This window comes from Nocardia sp. NPDC004573, assembly GCF_053602135.1.
Genome location: NZ_JBSGDA010000019.1, coordinates 104928 through 118723, shown reverse-complemented (window position 1 = coordinate 118723; position 13796 = coordinate 104928). Strand labels below are relative to the sequence as shown.

The following is a 13796-nucleotide window of genomic DNA, read 5'->3' as shown; positions in this document are numbered from 1 at the left end:
CCGTAACCTCGCTTCCGGAACACCACGCAAGCGCTCCCCGACCACACCCGGAGGGGGCGCACACCTGTCCGAGCGTGGCGCCTGCGTCTCCGGGTTGAGTTCTCACATCAAATCAGGCAAAAAATGTTCAATTGAACTATCTGTCCAACGTGCCGGGCTTGTTACATGAGCTCGACCGTGCCCAGAACCCACCGACCGGCTCCGCCGGGACCTTCTTTGCGAATCACCGGATCAATCTACCGTCGCCCCCGGCGAGCGACCAACCATCGGTCATAGCGGGCGAACATCATCGCAGGCAGTGGCTTTGCAAAGGTTTGCCGGAAGGATGTTGCGGTTCTCACATGAGTCACCACGGCACCAATTCGGGCGCTTCGGCAGCGGCGGGCGGGCGCCTGAGGCGCCCGCCGTCAGGACCCGCGCACGCGCGCCGGGTCGTAGAGATGCGATTGCGCGCACGACATCGAGGGGGTGAGCGCACGGCCCACCAGGATCACCGCGGCCTGTCGCAGTCCGGCGGCCTCCACCTGGTCGGCGATGTCGGCCAGGCTGCCGCGCAGGACGAGTTGCTCCGGCTGGCTGGCGCGGTAGACGACGGCGACCGGGCAGTCCGGGCCGTAGTCGGCGGACAGTTCGGCGGCCAAGGCGCGGACGCGGGTGATGGCCAGGTGCAGCGCGAGCGTGGCGCCGGTGGCGGCGAAGTTCGCCAGCGCTTCGGACTCGGGCATCGCGGTGGAGCGGGCCTGCGTGCGGGTCAGCACGACCGATTGCACCAGCTCGGGCACCGTCAGCTCCGCACCGAGCACCGCGGCCGCGGCGGCATAGGCGGGCACGCCCGGCGTGACATCCCACGCCACCCCGTGCGCGTCGAGCCTGCGGGTCTGCTCGGTCAACGCCGAATACAGCGACGGGTCGCCCGAGCACAGCCGGGCCACGTCGCGGCCAGCCCGGTCCGCGCGCACCAGCAGCTCGGTGATCTGGTCGAGGTCCAGATGCTGGGTATCGACCAACTCGGCGTCCGGCGCGCAGTACGCCAGCACCCCTGGATCCAGATAGGTCCCCGCGTACAGGCACACCGGCGACGCGCGCAGCAACTCGACCGCGCGCACCGTCAGCAGATCGGCCGCCCCCGGCCCGGCCCCGATGAAATGCACGGTCATGCGCGCGAGTGTATTGACCGCCGGTCACCACGCGGTCGGCGACCGAGCGCCCAAGCCGACCAGTTCCTCGGCTCGCTCGCGCCGGTCCCCCGATCCGCCGCCCTGGGCCGATTCCGATCACCGGGCCCGGCGGTGCGCCGGGACTTCGAGCGCTTCGACCGCTTCCGGCTGGGCGACCGCATCCGCCGCCCAGCACACGCTATTCGCGGCGGCGACGCGACCGTGAATCCCGCGAGGTGCACGGTGGCGCGGCCCCCGCCGCTCAGGCGGTGGCGTCGAAGTGGGCGATCACCTTGTCGGGGCGAAGACGGACGACGAGTTCGCCCGGGACGCCGTTGCGCTTGCCGAATTCCTCGGCGCGGTCCGCGCCCATGTAACGGCCGCCGATCTCGGTGGCGGTGCGCAACAATTCATCGGGGTCTTCCGAGAGCGTGACGGTGCCCCGCAACTGCACCGACGCGTAAGGCGGCTGCTCCAGGTCCACGCACACCGAGACGCGCCCGTCCCTGGCGAACGCCTTGCCCTTCGCGGTGGACTTGCCGGTGTTGAAGACCAGCGCGTCCTCGTCGAGGACGAACCACACCGGCGTCACCATCGGGCTGCCGTCGGCGGCCACGAACGCCACCTTGCCGGTACGGGTGCCGTGGGAGAGGAACTCGCGCACTTCTGGATCGGAAAGAGAGGCCATCCGCCCACCCTAGGTCGCGGCAGAGCACGGAGCACGGGATGAATCGCCGCGTTCGAGGCCGGAGGCGACGCGCCCGCAACATCACAGGACGCCGAAAACAGTTCCGGCCCTGGATCCGCCGCCTTGCTCCGAGGGCACCACGGCTCCCTGACACCGACCCGCTGGGTTTTCATAAGTATCTGCTTATCATCTACCTATGTTTACTAATTCCACCGATCTACCCTCCGACGACCAGCCCGGCGGGCCGGATGAACAGCCGTTCTCCGACGGCACCGTGCTGATGCCCTGGCAAGCCGGGCCGCGACACGACACCCGAGGGCCGGTGTTCGTCAGCGTGACCGACTTCCTGGCCGCCTCCGACGAGGAGGTTCAGGCGATCTACAAGACGGGAATGCGACTGGGCCGCAATTGGCCGGTGATGCACGGCGCGGTCGGCTTGTGGTTGTGGGCTCGGCCGTCGGAAGCGCGCGGCGGTTCGATCTCGGTGTGGGAGACCGAGCAGGACATGCGACGGTTCGTGCGCTGGCCGGTGCACGCCGAGATCATGCGGAAGTGGCGCGGCCGCGTCGGTCTCGCCACCGACTCGTGGCAGGCCGCCGGGTTCGAAGTCCAGGAGGTGTGGGCACGGGCGCGGAACACCATCGAACGGCGCCCGCATCCCCAGGCCGGGTGACCAGCGGGTCAGGGGGGCAGGACCCTGGCGTCGGCCGGGATCATGCCCAGTTCCCGGATCTTCTCCAGCCGCGCCACCGCGCCGTCGATCGCATTGTCGTGCAGACCGGCGTCACCGAGCGCGGCGCGAAAGCGGGAGATGTCGACGCCTTCGACCGCGCGGAGCACCTCCGCGTCGAGGCGCTGACCCTTCTGCGCCATGGCGAAGTCGGAGTCGATATTGATCTCGAGCGGTCGAGTCGACAGCGGGAATGATCGGCCGTGATCGATGGCGACGACTTCGAGCTGTCCGTCACGTTCCACGGTGCGATAGTTGCCGGTATGGCGATCCATGGAGCCGATGACATAGTCGAGTACCGCGACTTGTTGCTGCTGGACTTCGGGATAGTCGGCCACCGGCCTCGACGGCTTGGACTCGACGAACTGCTGGATCATGCCGGGCCCGGACGCTCTGCCATCCGGCCCGATGACGCCGTCGGTCCTTGCCGTCGGAGGCACCCTGCCGAAACCGAGTAGTTCATCGACCCGATAGGCCGCGATTTCCCGGCTCGTCAGCGCGCCGGGAGCGTGCACGAATGGCAGCCCTGCGTCGTATTGCTCACCGTGGATAGGCTTGTAGATATTCAATTCCCCATCGTCGGAACGCATCTTCCGGACTGTGGTGGAACTTTTCGCCACCGCTATTTTCATGTCGCCTTCGAACTCGACATCCGTGGTCAGCCGGCGCGCGCGCATGGCGGATTCGGCCGCACTGGGCTGGTAGTCCCACACCCGCTGCCGAGCCGCCTGCGCCGGATGCGGCTGCACTCGGGTGCGCGCTTCTTCCACCAGGTGCGAGGACCGCTCGTCCGCGTCCCGGAACGTGCGGGCGCCGAGGTCCAGCGTGCCGCTGGTGCGCCGATACGTGCCCGCGGCGGTGCGAGTCCCCAGATCGAGGGTTCTGGTCAGGCGCCGGGTGATGTTGCGGAGGAGCGGGGTGACAGCGTCTCTCACCGAGCCGGCGGCGCCGACGCGCCATTCGAACCCGATGCCGGATTCCCGGACCAAGGCGTGCGACCGCTCGGCCGTTGCGGCTCGGCCGGGCTTTCATCGACAACGCGGTAGTAGCTCATCGCTTGCGAATCGAGCAACGCGCGCAGGAAAGGCGGACCCTCGTCCGGCATTATCCGCCCGGGCGGGTGGAAGACTTTGATACCGCGCTCGTACAACCGTTCGGCAAGGAGGCATCCGTCGGGATCGATCACCGTGAGCGTCACGCCACCGTCTGGATTCGACCCGAATTCGGCTACTCGGCGCGGTTGCGCATGACCGACGTCATAGATTGCGACCAGAGTCGGCGCGTACTCGGCCATGATCCCTCACCTTCACCTGCGACAACCGCCCGGCAGCGGTTCGACGTCCGGCCCGGGCGGAGGTCCGGGACGGACTGTCGACGTCTCAGGAAGGGAACTTACTACCGATCGGTCGGTTTCTTCGGACCAGGGCCGTCGCTCAGCACAGCGGCGCCGCGCTCAGTCCGAGATGCCGCGCGGGCGAGGCCGGGGGCCGATCCGATCGAGCAGCGTGTTCACCTCGTCCGGGAAGCCGTTGGTGACCAGCTTCGGGGTCTTGGCCGGAAAACGGCGTGTCACGTGCTCCTCCGCGGCGGAGCCCGGCAGCACGTAGACGGGTTCCGGCTTGTTCTGCAACGGCCGCACCACCTCCGCCAAGTGCCCCTTCCGGTCGTCGAGGAAAGCTCCGATCACATCCTCACCGGCCGGGCAAACGGCCATGCAGTAGCCGGCCTTGTAGTTCGGTTTGAACGACAGGCTCTGCCACATCGAGAACGACTCACCCGTGGTCACGCGTTCGCGGTACTCGGCACGGTCGGCGCTGTCTGCGATGGTTTCGGCCCACGGCCTCGAAGAGTTAGACGTGCTGGAACACCGGAACTCATCGCGGGACCACCGCAGGACTCTGCCGTCGGCTTCGCTGTTGGAAGCCTGCGGTAGTCACCTTCGTGACGACCTGGGTGGTCGAGCCGAGGACCGTCAACGACGCCGACCGAGGAGGGTGTCGCTCTGGTCGGCGACCATGGCGCGGATCGCCGTGACGACGGCGGCCACTTCGGGGCGGCGGAGGGTCTCGGTGCGGGCGACGAGCCAGTAGCCGAGCGTCACGGTCACCGAATCGGAGAGGACGCGAACGAGATCCGCGTGACGGTCGGCCATGAAGCAGGGCAGCAGACCGAGGCCCGCCGACGCGCGCGTGGCCTCCACGTGCACGAAAACGTTGGTGGAGGAGACGGATTCGCGCATCGTGGGCGCGAAACTGGAGGCCAGGTCGAGATCGTCGACCTGCAGCATCGAATCGATGAAGTAGACCAGCGGATAGCGCGCCAGGTCCTCGATCGTCGCGGGCGCGCCGTGCTCGCGCAGATATTCGCGGGAACCGTAGAGGCCGAGGCAGTAGTCGGCCAGATGCGCGGCGGTGGCGCGATGCACCTGCGGCCGGCCCACCACTATCTCGAGGTCGAGTCCCGACCGCTGTTGCGAGGCGCGCCGGGTGGTCGCCACGATCTCCACCGAGATCTTCGGGTGCCGTCGGCGCACCTCCGCGGCCGCGGGCGCGGCGATGTAGGCGCTGAACCCGTCGGTCGCCGAGATTCGGACCACGCCCTCCAGCACCCGGTTCCCGCTCTCGTCCGCGGCCAGTGATTTCACCGCCGACTCCACCGCCTCCGCCGCGGCCAGGGCCTCCCGGCCGAGATCGGTCAGTTCCCAGCCACCGGCCACCCGGGTGAGCACCCGGCCGCCGAGGGTCTGCTCCAGCGCGGCGATACGCCGGGAGATGGTGGTGTGGTTGATGCCGAGCTCTTCGGCCGCGGTCACGAATCGGCCGGAGCGCCCGACGGCCAGGAGCACGAGAAGGTCGTCCGCGCTGGGACGGCCAGCAGAGGCCGGACGCATATCTGCATCTTTGCAGAGACGAACTGCATTAATGGTCATTGCGGCGCAAATCTTCTGCACTAATACTCGGTGCAGCCAGGCAATGTGGGGGCCGTCACATCGAGTTCGAAGTGTGGCCCCCGGCACGAAGGAGAAGTGCGATGAGGGAGCACAGCGCCGCGACGACAGCGGCGGCGGATTCCGGCGGGACGACCAGCGGCCTGCGCCGCGTGGTGGCCGCGTCGATGGCGGGCACCGTCGTGGAGTGGTACGAGTTCTTCCTCTACGGCACCGCCGCCACGCTGGTGTTCAGCAAGGTGTTCTTCGCCAAGGGCACCAGCGACCTGGACGCCATCCTCGCCGCGTTCATCACCTACGCGGTCGGGTTCGCGGCGCGCCCGCTCGGCGGCGTGGTCTTCGGGCACTTCGGTGACAAGTACGGCCGCAAGAAGCTGCTGCAGTTCAGTCTGGTGCTGGTGGGCAGCGCGACGTTCCTGATGGGCTGCCTGCCCACCTTCGGGCAGATCGGCTACTGGGCGCCCGCGCTGCTGGTGACGCTGCGCTTCATCCAGGGTTTCGCGGTCGGCGGGGAGTGGGGCGGCGCGGTGCTGCTGGTCGCCGAGCACAGCCCGAGCCGCAGCCGCGGCTTCTGGGCGAGCTGGCCGCAGGCGGGCGTGCCCGCGGGCAACCTGCTGGCGACGGTGGTGCTGCTGGTGCTCACCTCCACGCTGTCGGACGAGGCCTTCCTCGGCTGGGGCTGGCGGGTCGCGTTCTGGCTGTCGGCGGTCGTAGTGCTGATCGGCTACTACATCCGCACCAAGATCACCGACGCGCCCATCTTCGTCGCGGCGCAGAAGGAAGCCGAGCAGATCAAGGCGACCTCGCTGAGCGTGGTCGAGGTGCTGCGCCGCTACCCGCGCGGCGTGCTCACCGCGATGGGGCTGCGTTTCGGCGAGAACGTCATGTACTACCTGGTGGTCACGTTCACCATCACCTACCTGAAGACACAGGTGCACGCCGACACCGCGGTGATCCTGTGGTGGCTGCTCGCCGCGCACGCGGTGCACTTCGTGACCATCCCGCTGGTGGGCGGCCTGTCCGACCGCTTCGGCAGGCGGCCGGTCTACCTGATCGGCGCGCTCACCGCGGGCACCTGGGGCTTCTTCGCCTTCCCGATGATGGACAGCGGGCACAACGTGGTCATCATGTCCGCCATCGTCATCGGCTTGATCTTCCACGCCTTCATGTACGCCGGACAGCCCGCGATCATGGCCGAGATGTTCCCCACCCGGATGCGCTACTCCGGTGTGTCGCTGGGCTATCAGGTGACCTCGATCGTGGCCGGTTCGCTCGCGCCGATCATCGCCGTCCGGCTGCTGAACACCTACCACTCCGCGGTGCCGATCGCCTGGTACCTGGCGGGCGCCGCGGCGGTGAGCGCGATCGCCGTGCTCGTCGCACGAGAGACGAAGGGGCTGAGCTTGGAGAGCATCGATCACGCCGACGCCGCGACGCTCGGCGCGCGGGCCGAAGTGACCGTGCGATGAATGCTCTGGCGGGGCGCAGCGCCCTGGTCACCGGCGGCGCGAGCGGCATCGGCGCGGCGTGCGCCCGTGCCCTCGCGGCGCGCGGCGCCACGGTCACGGTCGCGGACGTCGACGAGGCAGGCGCGAAGACCGTGGCCGGGGAACTGGGCGGCACGGCGTGGGCGGTGGATCTGCTCGACGTCGCGGCGCTGGAGGACCTGGCCCTCGACGTCGACATCCTGGTGAACAACGCCGGGGTGCAGCACGTCAGCCCGATCCAGGAGTTCGCGCCGCAGCGCTTCCGCGACCTGCTCACGCTGATGGTCGAGGCGCCGTTCCTGCTGGTGCGCGCGGCGCTGCCGCACATGTACCGGCAGGGCTGGGGACGGATCGTCAACATCTCGTCGGTGCACGGCCTGCGGGCCTCCGAATACAAGGTCGCCTATGTGACGGCCAAACACGGGCTGGAAGGACTGTCGAAGGTCACCGCCCTCGAAGGCGGTCCGCACGGCGTGACGAGCAATTGCGTCAACCCGGGCTATGTGCGGACAGCGCTGGTGGACAAGCAGATCGCCGACCAGGCCAAGGCGCACGGCGTGCCCGAGCAGGAGGTGGTGGAGAAGATCCTGCTCACCGAGAGCGCGATCAAGCGCCTCGTCGAGCCGGAGGAGGTGGCGTCGCTGGTGAGCTGGCTCGTGTCGCCGGAGGCGGGCATGGTGACCGGCGCGGCCTACACGATGGACGGCGGGTGGAGCGCTCGATGAGGGGGCGCTCAACCCAGCGCGGTCAGCGCCATCCCGCGCAGCACCGGCCGAGCCCGTGCGGCGGTCGCCTCGCTCGCGCTGTGCGGGGTGGAGTTGATCAGCCCGAAGACGGCGTGGGCCTGCACCCGCGCCGTCTCCTCGGGTAGCTCCGGATGCAGCTCGCGCAGCACGCCCACCCAGATCTCCACGTACCGGCGCTGGGTGCGGCGGATCTCGCGACGGGCGGCGGCGGGCACGTTGTCCAGATCGCGGTCCTGGATGCGGATCAGCTCCGGTTCGCCCAGCGCGAAGTCCAAGTGGTGATCGACCAGCCCGGCCAGCGCCTGTTCGGCGGAGTTCGCCCCCGCGACCACCGCCTTGCCGCCGTCGAGCAGACGCTGGCTCACTCCGACCAGCAGCTCGACCAGCAGCGCCTCTTTGTTCGGGAAGTGCCGGTAGACCGCGGGACCGCTGATCCCGACGGCGGCGCCCAGGTCGTCCAGGCGCATGCCGAGGAAGCCGCGGTCGGCGATCAACCGCGCTCCGGCCTCCAGCAGTTGTGTCCGGCGTTGCGCCTTCAGTTGCTCGCGACGAGTAGGCGCGACGGATTCGGCACTGGTCACACGCGTTCCTTTCCGCCGACCTGGACAGTTCGGTTAATCAAGACTAACCTGAATTCCAGTTATCGTCGACTAACTGGACGACAGGATGGCGTGATGACCGTTACCGAAGAGGCCGTCGGAAACCGCGCCGCGCACGCGGCGCTGGTCGACGACCTGCGCGCCCGGCTGGCCGCCGCGGCGCTGGGCGGGCCCGCGAAGGCGCGCGACCGCCACGTCGCACGCGGCAAGCTGCTGCCCCGGCAGCGCGTGGACCAACTGCTGGACCCGGGCAGCCCGTTCCTCGAGCTCTCCCCGCTGGCCGCGACCGGGATGTACGGCGACGAGTCCCCCGGCGCGGGGATCATCACCGGGATCGGCCGAGTGTCCGGCCGGGAGTGCGTGATCGTGGCCAACGACGCGACGGTCAAGGGCGGTACCTACTACCCCATGACGGTGAAGAAGCATCTGCGCGCGCAGGAGGTCGCGTTGCAGAACCGGCTGCCGTGCGTATACCTGGTCGACTCCGGCGGCGCGTACCTGCCGCGCCAGGACGAGGTGTTCCCCGATCGGGAGCACTTCGGGCGGATCTTCTACAACCAGGCGACCATGAGCGCCAAAGGGATCCCACAGATCGCCGCGGTGCTCGGCTCGTGCACCGCCGGTGGCGCCTACGTGCCCGCGATGAGCGACGAGGCCGTGATCGTGCGCAACCAGGGCACCATCTTCCTCGGCGGCCCGCCGCTGGTGAAGGCCGCGACCGGTGAGGTGGTCACGGCCGAGGAACTCGGCGGCGGCGAGTTGCATTCGCGCACCTCCGGTGTCACCGACCACTTGGCCGAGGACGACCAGGACGCGCTGCGCATCGTGCGACGCATCGTGGCCACCCTCGGACCGCGCACGCCGGTCCCGTGGGACGTGCGTCCCGTCATCGCGCCCGCCGCGCCGGAATCCGAGCTCTACGACGTGGTACCGGTGGATCTGCGCACCCCCTACGACGTGCGCGAAGTGATCCACCGCCTGGTCGACGGCACACCCGAGGGCGAGAGCGGCTTCCACGAGTTCAAGGCTGAATACGGCAAGACCTTGGTCACCGGATTCGCGCACATCCACGGACATCCGGTGGGCATCGTCGCCAACAACGGGGTTCTGTTCAGCGAATCCGCCATGAAAGGAGCGCATTTCATCGAGCTGTGCGACAAACGCAGCATCCCGTTGCTGTTCCTGCAGAACATCACCGGCTTCATGGTCGGCCGCGACTACGAGGCGGGCGGCATCGCCAAGCACGGCGCGAAGATGGTGACCGCGGTGGCCTGCGCGCGCGTGCCGAAGCTCACCGTCGTCATCGGCGGCTCCTACGGCGCGGGCAACTACTCGATGTGCGGGCGCGCGTATTCGCCGCGCTTCCTGTGGATGTGGCCGAACGCACGCATCTCGGTGATGGGCGGCGAGCAGGCGGCCTCGGTGCTGGCGACCGTGCGCGGCGACCAGCTCGACAGCAACGGGCAGCCGTGGTCGGGCCCGGGTGGGAGCAGGGAGGGATCGGACGCAGCCGAAGAGGCGTTCAAGGCCCCGATCCGGGAGCAGTACGAGAGTCAAGGCAACCCGTACTACTCGACGGCCAGGTTGTGGGACGACGGCGTGATCGATCCCGCCGACACCAGAACCGTTCTGGGGCTGGCTCTCTCGGTGTGCGCGCAAGCCCCGCTCGAACCCGTTTCCTACGGCGTATTCCGGATGTGATGACGATGCTGAACAGATCCGTTCCGGTCGGATTCGACACCGTGCTCGTCGCCAACCGCGGCGAGATCGCGGTGCGGGTGATCCGTACGCTGCGCGCCCTGGGAATTCGCTCGGTGGCCGTCTACAGCGACGCCGACGCGGACGCCCGGCACGTCCACGAAGCCGACACGGCGGTGCGCCTCGGTCCGGCTCCGGCCCGGGAGAGCTATCTCGCCATCGACCGGGTGGTGGCCGCCGCCGTGCGCGCCGGCGCGCAAGCGGTGCACCCCGGCTACGGGTTCCTCTCGGAGAACGCCGCGTTCGCCGCCGCGCTGGCCGAGGCGGGCATCGTCTTCCTCGGCCCGCCGGCCCGCGCCATCGAGGTGATGGGCGACAAGATCACCGCCAAGAACACCGTGGCCGCGTTCGGCGTCCCGGTGGTGCCCGGCATCGCCACGCCCGGCCTGACCGATGACGAGCTGATCGCCGCGGCAGCCGAAGTCGGCTATCCGGTGCTGGTCAAGCCGTCCGCGGGCGGCGGGGGCAAGGGCATGCGCCGGGTGGACGATCCGGCCCGGCTGCCGGAGGCGCTGCGCAGCGCCCGGCGCGAGGCCGCCGCCGCGTTCGGTGACGACACGCTGTTCCTGGAACGCTTCGTCACCCGGCCGCGGCACATCGAGGTGCAGGTGCTCGCCGACCAGTTCGGCAACGTGCTGCACCTGGGCGAACGCGAGTGCAGCCTGCAGCGCCGCCATCAGAAGGTGATCGAGGAGGCGCCCTCGCCGCTGCTGGACGCGGTCACCAGGGCCAGGATCGGCGCCGCCGCCTGCAACACCGCGCGCAGCGTGGACTACGTGGGCGCGGGCACCGTGGAGTTCATCGTCTCCGCCGACCGTCCCGACGAGTTCTTCTTCATGGAGATGAACACCCGGCTGCAGGTGGAACATCCGGTCACCGAACTGGTCACCGGCGTCGACCTGGTGGAATGCCAGGTACGGGTGGCGGCCGGGCAGAAGCTGGCGGTGGCGCAGGACGACATCCGCATGGTCGGGCACGCGATCGAGGCCAGGGTGTACGCGGAGGATCCCGGGCGCGGATTCCTGCCCACCGGCGGCACCGTGCTCGACCTCGACGAGCCGGAGGGCCCCGGCGTGCGGGTCGATTCGGGCCTGCGGATCGGCACGCGCGTCGGCAGCGACTACGACCCGATGCTGTCGAAGGTCATCGCCCATGCCGCCGACCGCACGGCCGCGCTGGCGAAACTGGATCGCGCGCTGGCCGACACCGTCCTGCTCGGCGTCACCAGCAATATCGAATTCCTGCGTTTCCTGCTCGACGATCCGGACGTGGCCGAAGGGCGGCTGGACACCGGCCTGCTGGACCGGCGGGTCGCCGACTTCCGGCCCGCTTCCGTCGGCGACGACGAGTTCGTCGCGGCGGCGGCCTGGCACTGGTTGCGCCGCTGGCCGGTCGCGCCGCGCGATCCCTGGGAGGTGCCGTCCGGCTGGCGGATCGGGAACAACGCGCCCACTCCCCTCCGGCTCGCGGGCGGCGAGCGGGTCGAGCACGTCTATCTCTCCGGCACGCCAGGAAACGGGGCGGTACGGGTCGACGAGGGCGAAAGCCGTTCGCTGAGCGTGTCTTTCACCGCTTCCTCGACGTCCACGGGCGTGCTCACGCTCACCCTGGACGGCTTGCGCCGCACCTACCGGGTCGCCGAACAGGACGGCCTGCTGTGGGTGGCGGGACCGTCCGGCATCGCGGCGCTGCGCGAAGTGGCCGAGGCCAACGTGCGCGGCGGCGACGAACACGTGGGCGACGCCGAGATCCGCTCCCCCATGCCGGGTTCGGTGATCGCGGCCCCGGTCGCCTCCGGCGCCGTCGTCGCCGCCGGAGATCCGGTGGTCGTCGTGGAGGCGATGAAGATGGAGCACGCGCTCACCGCGCCGGTCGCCGGAACCGTCGAATTGCTGGTCGAGCCGGGCGCCCAGGTGCGCCTGGACCAGGTGCTGGCGCGCGTCGTCGCGCACGCCGGAACGAATCACGCCGAACGAGAAGGAATCCCCGCATGACCGACTTCCTGTCCACCGGCACGCTGCCGGAGGAGTATCGCGATCTCGCGCTGACCGTGCGCGACTTCGCGCGGTCGGTGGTCGCTCCCGTGGCGGCCGAACACGACGCGAACCACACCTTCCCCTACGAGGTGGTGGCGGGGATGGCCGAGATGGGCCTGTTCGGCCTGCCGTTCCCCGAGGAGTACGGCGGCATGGGCGGCGACTACTTCGCGCTGTGCCTGGCGCTCGAGGAACTGGGCAAGGTAGACCAGAGCGTGGCGATCACCCTGGAGGCCGGTGTGTCGCTGGGCGCGATGCCGATCTACCGCTTCGGCAACGACAAGCAGAAGCAGGAATGGCTGCCGCAGCTGACCAGCGGCCGCAACCTCGCCGCGTTCGGGCTCACCGAGCCGGGCGCGGGCAGCGACGCGGGCGGCACCAGGACCACCGCGGTCGCCGACGGCGGCGAATGGATCATCAACGGCAGCAAGCAGTTCATCACCAACTCCGGCACCGACATCACCAAGCTCGTCACGGTGACCGCCGTGACCGGGAACACCGGCGGCAAGAAGGAGATCTCCACCATCCTGGTGCCCACCGACACGCCCGGTTTCGTCGCCGAGCCCGCGTACAACAAGGTCGGCTGGAACGCTTCCGACACCCATCCGCTCAGTTTCACCGACGTGCGGGTACCCGAGGAGAACCTGCTCGGCGAGCGCGGGCGCGGCTACGCGAACTTCCTGCGCATCCTCGACGAGGGGCGCATCGCCATCGCCGCGCTCGCGGTCGGGGCCGCGCAGGGCTGCGTGGAGGAGAGCGTGCGCTACGCCAAGGAGCGCGAGGCGTTCGGCTCGGTCATCGGCCGCAACCAGGCCATCGCCTTCAAGATCGCCAGGATGGAGGCGCGGGCGCACGCCGCGCGCACCGCCTACTACGACGCGGCGGCGCTGATGCTGGCGGGCAAGCCGTTCAAGAAGCAGGCGTCCATCGCGAAGCTGGTGGCCAGCGAGGCCGCCATGGACAACGCCCGCGACGCGACACAGATCTTCGGCGGCTACGGGTTCATGAACGAATACGCCGTCGCGCGGCACTATCGCGACAGCAAGATCCTGGAGATCGGGGAAGGGACGACGGAGGTGCAGCTGATGCTGATCGGCCGGGAGCTGGGCCTGTGACCCGCCGCACGGTCGTGCAGCGCGGCCTGTGGTTCGAGGAGTTCGACACCGAGGTGGTCTACGAGCACCGGCCCGGGCGCACCATCACCGAGGCGGACAACGTCCTGTTCACCACGCTGACGATGAACACGCAGGCGCTACACCTGGACGCGGCGTTCAGCGAGCAGTTGCCCCCGTTCAACCAGCGGCTGGTGAACTCGATGTTCACCCTGTCCACCTTGATCGGGCTGTCGGTGGCGCAGCTGACCCAGGGCACCATCGTGGCGAACCTCGGCTTCTCGGAGGTCGCGTTCCCCAAGCCGGTGTTCCACGGCGACACGATGTACGCCGAGACCGTGGTCACCGACAAGCGAGAGTCGAAGAGTCGTCCCGGGGAGGGCATCGTCACCTTCGCGCACACCGGGCGCAACCAGCACGGCGACGTCATCGCGACCGCTGTGCGCAAAACGCTGGTGCGCAAAGCTCCGCAGGGCGCGGCATGAATCGCCCGGCCCGGCGAAGACAGTGCAGCGTCGCCGCGAACAACGCCGCGG

The 13796-nt window shown here is 69.1% G+C and carries 14 protein-coding genes; 7 read left to right on the top strand and 7 right to left on the bottom strand.

What is annotated here, in order from left to right:
• Nucleotides 1-407: 407 nt before the first annotated feature.
• Nucleotides 408-1157: a precorrin-4 C(11)-methyltransferase gene (gene cobM / locus ACWEKR_RS25980; protein WP_452356682.1), complete on the bottom strand. Its 750-nt coding sequence runs from the start codon at nt 1155-1157 to the stop codon at nt 408-410.
• Between the two features lie 262 nt (nt 1158-1419).
• Nucleotides 1420-1845: a PPOX class F420-dependent oxidoreductase gene (locus ACWEKR_RS25975; protein WP_195085585.1), complete on the bottom strand. Its 426-nt coding sequence runs from the start codon at nt 1843-1845 to the stop codon at nt 1420-1422.
• A 196-nt stretch (nt 1846-2041) separates the two neighbouring features.
• Here ACWEKR_RS25975 and ACWEKR_RS25970 point away from each other — a divergent pair, with 196 nt between their 5' ends.
• A complete protein-coding gene (locus ACWEKR_RS25970) occupies nt 2042-2518 on the top strand; it encodes a hypothetical protein (RefSeq protein ID WP_452356681.1) in 477 nt (158 codons plus the stop codon).
• 8 nt (nt 2519-2526) lie between these two features.
• Here the strand turns inward: ACWEKR_RS25970 and ACWEKR_RS25965 are convergent, their stop codons facing one another.
• The 4 genes from ACWEKR_RS25965 to ACWEKR_RS25950 all read right to left on the bottom strand — a co-directional run bounded on the left by ACWEKR_RS25965 (nt 2527) and on the right by ACWEKR_RS25950 (nt 5465).
• Complete coding sequence (locus ACWEKR_RS25965) at nt 2527-3510, bottom strand: protein kinase family protein (protein WP_195085590.1); 984 nt, start codon at nt 3508-3510, stop codon at nt 2527-2529.
• The gene (locus ACWEKR_RS25960; RefSeq protein WP_452356680.1) at nt 3507-3869 is read right to left on the bottom strand and encodes a hypothetical protein; all 363 of its coding nucleotides are present in this window, start codon (nt 3867-3869) and stop codon (nt 3507-3509) included. The genes ACWEKR_RS25965 and ACWEKR_RS25960 overlap by 4 nt, the downstream gene beginning before the upstream one ends.
• Before the next feature lie 159 nt (nt 3870-4028).
• Nucleotides 4029-4361: a hypothetical protein gene (locus ACWEKR_RS25955; RefSeq protein ID WP_452356679.1), complete on the bottom strand. Its 333-nt coding sequence runs from the start codon at nt 4359-4361 to the stop codon at nt 4029-4031.
• Nucleotides 4362-4547: 186 nt separating this feature from the next.
• Nucleotides 4548-5465 (bottom strand): LysR family transcriptional regulator, encoded by a 918-nt coding sequence (locus tag ACWEKR_RS25950; RefSeq protein ID WP_452356678.1) that lies wholly within the window; start codon nt 5463-5465, stop codon nt 4548-4550.
• 140 nt (nt 5466-5605) lie between these two features.
• Here ACWEKR_RS25950 and ACWEKR_RS25945 point away from each other — a divergent pair, with 140 nt between their 5' ends.
• Complete coding sequence (locus ACWEKR_RS25945; protein ID WP_452356677.1) at nt 5606-6991, top strand: MFS transporter; 1386 nt, start codon at nt 5606-5608, stop codon at nt 6989-6991.
• Nucleotides 6988-7734 (top strand): 3-hydroxybutyrate dehydrogenase, encoded by a 747-nt coding sequence (locus tag ACWEKR_RS25940; RefSeq protein ID WP_452356676.1) that lies wholly within the window; start codon nt 6988-6990, stop codon nt 7732-7734. The genes ACWEKR_RS25945 and ACWEKR_RS25940 overlap by 4 nt, the downstream gene beginning before the upstream one ends.
• An 8-nt stretch (nt 7735-7742) precedes the next feature.
• Here the strand turns inward: ACWEKR_RS25940 and ACWEKR_RS25935 are convergent, their stop codons facing one another.
• The gene (locus tag ACWEKR_RS25935; RefSeq protein WP_159843465.1) at nt 7743-8336 is read right to left on the bottom strand and encodes an SACE_7040 family transcriptional regulator; all 594 of its coding nucleotides are present in this window, start codon (nt 8334-8336) and stop codon (nt 7743-7745) included.
• A 93-nt stretch (nt 8337-8429) separates the two neighbouring features.
• Between ACWEKR_RS25935 and ACWEKR_RS25930 the strand changes: the two genes are divergently transcribed.
• Genes ACWEKR_RS25930 through ACWEKR_RS25915 form a run of 4 tightly spaced genes read left to right on the top strand, consistent with a single transcriptional unit; the run spans nt 8430 to nt 13745 of the window.
• A complete protein-coding gene (locus ACWEKR_RS25930) occupies nt 8430-10055 on the top strand; it encodes a carboxyl transferase domain-containing protein (RefSeq protein ID WP_452356675.1) in 1626 nt (541 codons plus the stop codon).
• Between the two features lie 5 nt (nt 10056-10060).
• The gene (locus ACWEKR_RS25925) at nt 10061-12106 is read left to right on the top strand and encodes an acetyl/propionyl/methylcrotonyl-CoA carboxylase subunit alpha (RefSeq protein ID WP_452356674.1); all 2046 of its coding nucleotides are present in this window, start codon (nt 10061-10063) and stop codon (nt 12104-12106) included.
• Nucleotides 12103-13263, top strand: a complete 1161-nt coding sequence (locus ACWEKR_RS25920; RefSeq protein WP_452356673.1) for an acyl-CoA dehydrogenase family protein — start codon at nt 12103-12105, stop codon at nt 13261-13263. Before ACWEKR_RS25925 ends, ACWEKR_RS25920 begins: the two co-directional genes overlap by 4 nt.
• Entirely contained in the window at nt 13260-13745 is a 486-nt protein-coding gene (locus ACWEKR_RS25915) for a MaoC family dehydratase (protein WP_452356672.1), read from the top strand. Before ACWEKR_RS25920 ends, ACWEKR_RS25915 begins: the two co-directional genes overlap by 4 nt.
• Nucleotides 13746-13796: the final 51 nt, after the last annotated feature.